The 2,386-nt window shown below is 58.7% G+C and carries 2 protein-coding genes; one reads left to right on the forward strand and one right to left on the reverse strand.

Annotated elements, in window-relative coordinates:
* Positions 1 to 268: 268 nt before the first annotated feature.
* Positions 269 to 1,090, reverse strand: a complete 822-nt coding sequence (locus OCH239_RS21190; protein ID WP_037267442.1) for a universal stress protein — start codon at positions 1,088 to 1,090, stop codon at positions 269 to 271.
* A 536-nt stretch (positions 1,091 to 1,626) separates the two neighbouring features.
* Between OCH239_RS21190 and OCH239_RS21195 the strand changes: the two genes are divergently transcribed.
* Positions 1,627 to 2,160, forward strand: coding sequence for a hypothetical protein (locus OCH239_RS21195; protein WP_037267444.1), 534 nt, complete (start codon positions 1,627 to 1,629; stop codon positions 2,158 to 2,160).
* Positions 2,161 to 2,386: the final 226 nt, after the last annotated feature.

The following is a 2,386-nucleotide window of genomic DNA, read 5'->3' on the forward strand; positions in this document are numbered from 1 at the left end:
GCAGCTGTGGATCCGGTCGTTCGAACTAAGCGCAGCGAAATCCTCGAGAGCAGCGACCGCACCGCCGGGCGTTGCGGCCGCTCGAAGTTCTTCCAATGTCAGTGCAGAATGTTTGCTCGCGCATTCGCGGTTACGGCATCCCAAGTTCTGCGCGGCAGAGCGGATCGCCGAACCGGTCGTTCAAGACAGGGCCAACAACAGAAATGCACTCCGACCCTTCCTGCACTCAGGCGCAGTGACGCGGCGGCAGGACCTTCGGGGCCATATATTAATCTCTGACAACCAAAACATCGCAGAACTGCCAGCGGATGATTGCCTCAGTGAAGCTCCCGAGCGAACTTTGGATGAAGCCGGACCGCCCATGCGCGCCGATCGCAACCAAATCCGGTTTTACCTCGTATCTCATCTCTCGAAAGGCTTCGGGCAAAGGTTTCGGAATGACAACAGGGCGGTCGATCTCTTCAGGAATTCCGCGGTCCTGCCACCACGTCTCAAGCTGGTTCTCTACATCATGTGTCAACGCTCGGATATCACCGGGATCACTCGCTCCCCTGAACCAGCCCGGCGAGGGGACGCTTACGGCATGGAACGTCGTAAATTTTGCGGACGCGGCGATGAGGTTGGCCCACCTCAAACAGGCTTCGCTGGCGGGGGAGAAGTCGACCCCCGCTAAAACGCGCGAGTATGCTTCTCGTACCGGATTGGGTACGAGGAGGACGGGCAGGCGACTTGCATGCACGAGCCTCTCCATTGTTGTGCCAGAGATAAGGTCCCAAAGTGGGCGATGACGATGTGTTCCGAGGACGAGCATGTCGGCATCGACCCGAGCCGCAACGCCCATAATGGCGGCGACTGGCTCTCCAACCTCCACAATGATTTCGGCATCGTCATGCCCCAGAGATTTGCATGTCTGGGTCAAGCCTTCTGCGACCTCACGCTTTAGCGTTTCAACCATCTTTGTCGGTAAGTCATCATCCACGATCGAGCAGATCGTTAGCGAGGCAGTGTGGTTCCGTACCAGCTGCGACGCGCGCACGAGTGCATGGTGCGACCGATCGGAAAGGTCGGAACACACGAGAATCTTTTTCATCTCTTGTTTCTCCTGTTTGGGAGTATCTTTAATGTCGACCCTCTTACCGCTGGGACACTCTGCCCCTCGGAATTTGCGAGGAACGCGCCCTTGGCTAAGGCCCTTACCTCAAAGCGCTTGTCCGCCCCACATTTTAACGCCGCCAGGCGGTGAGCCTCACACGCATCACATTGGCACATTGCAATGCCGCCGGGAGGGGGCATCCACGCCATCAACAAAGCCTCACCGAAGTAGAGCTCCGATGACCGGCTGGATGGACTGGCTCGTGCGAGTGGCCTAGACCGCGCTGGCCGCGCTTCATCTGGCGCCGGCCGCCGCCCCCTTCCGCGCCGCCCCCCGCTTCCGCACCACCGACGGCTACAAGTCCTGAGCATGAGAGCGTCAGGCGCCGAATTGCGGTGCTGCGCGCCGGTGGCAGGCGCAAGCTGACGCCAAGCATTCTCGAGACTTCTTGGCTGACGAATGACATGACGGTTCGTTCTTGCGCCAGCACCGGAATTGACCTAACGTCAACTTTTGCTGCTGGAGACGTTCACATGCTCAGATGCTTGATGGCGGTGTGCATTTTCGTGCTTTCAGTCGTTCCGCACGATGCACAATCGCAACAGACGACATTCGAGTCCACGAGAACAAACGATGTAGCCGCCGAGACCCGCCTGTTCGCGGCCGAGCGACTTTCCGCGGTGTCCGATCAGTCCGGATCAGACGTGGATCCAAATTCGGTGGTTATCCTTTCTCGCGGCGACATGTCCAGCGTCACGGCGCTAAGCCGCGATGGCTCCATGGGATATGTCTCGGTAGGCGGCGGCTCGGAGTCTTTCCCGGCCGGCACTTACCAAATCTCCAATCAAGGTGGCGAATTAGTCGTGAGCCGGGATCGTGAGCGGATCGATCCAATCGACGTGCCCCAGTATACCCCGAGGCTCATGAAGTACTTTCAAGGAAACAATACCGACCGCGATGGGGAAACTTGCCCAGGCTTCTCGTGTGGTTGCTGGGCAGACCCGTTAATGGCCGAAGCTTGCTTCACAATATTGGTCTGCAATTACGTGGGCGTCTGCCCGCCGTAGCGGATAGGGTGGGTGCCAACCCGCAATCCGCCTACCCACCGCATCGCCCGCCTGCGGCCAAGCGCCCCTTGGGTTTTTGCAGGGCGGTAGGTCCGCAACGCGGAACAATCTGGCCTTTCGCTGCACCGCACATGAAGGTCCGTATCGTTCGGATATAACCTTATGAAGCAGACCTTCGGCCATAGTGCAGCGAAAGGTCACTCTGTCTAAGGTTTGTGGCTGCTGG

It is taken from the genome of Roseivivax halodurans JCM 10272 (assembly GCF_000521785.1).
GTDB classification, from domain to species: domain Bacteria; phylum Pseudomonadota; class Alphaproteobacteria; order Rhodobacterales; family Rhodobacteraceae; genus Roseivivax; species Roseivivax halodurans.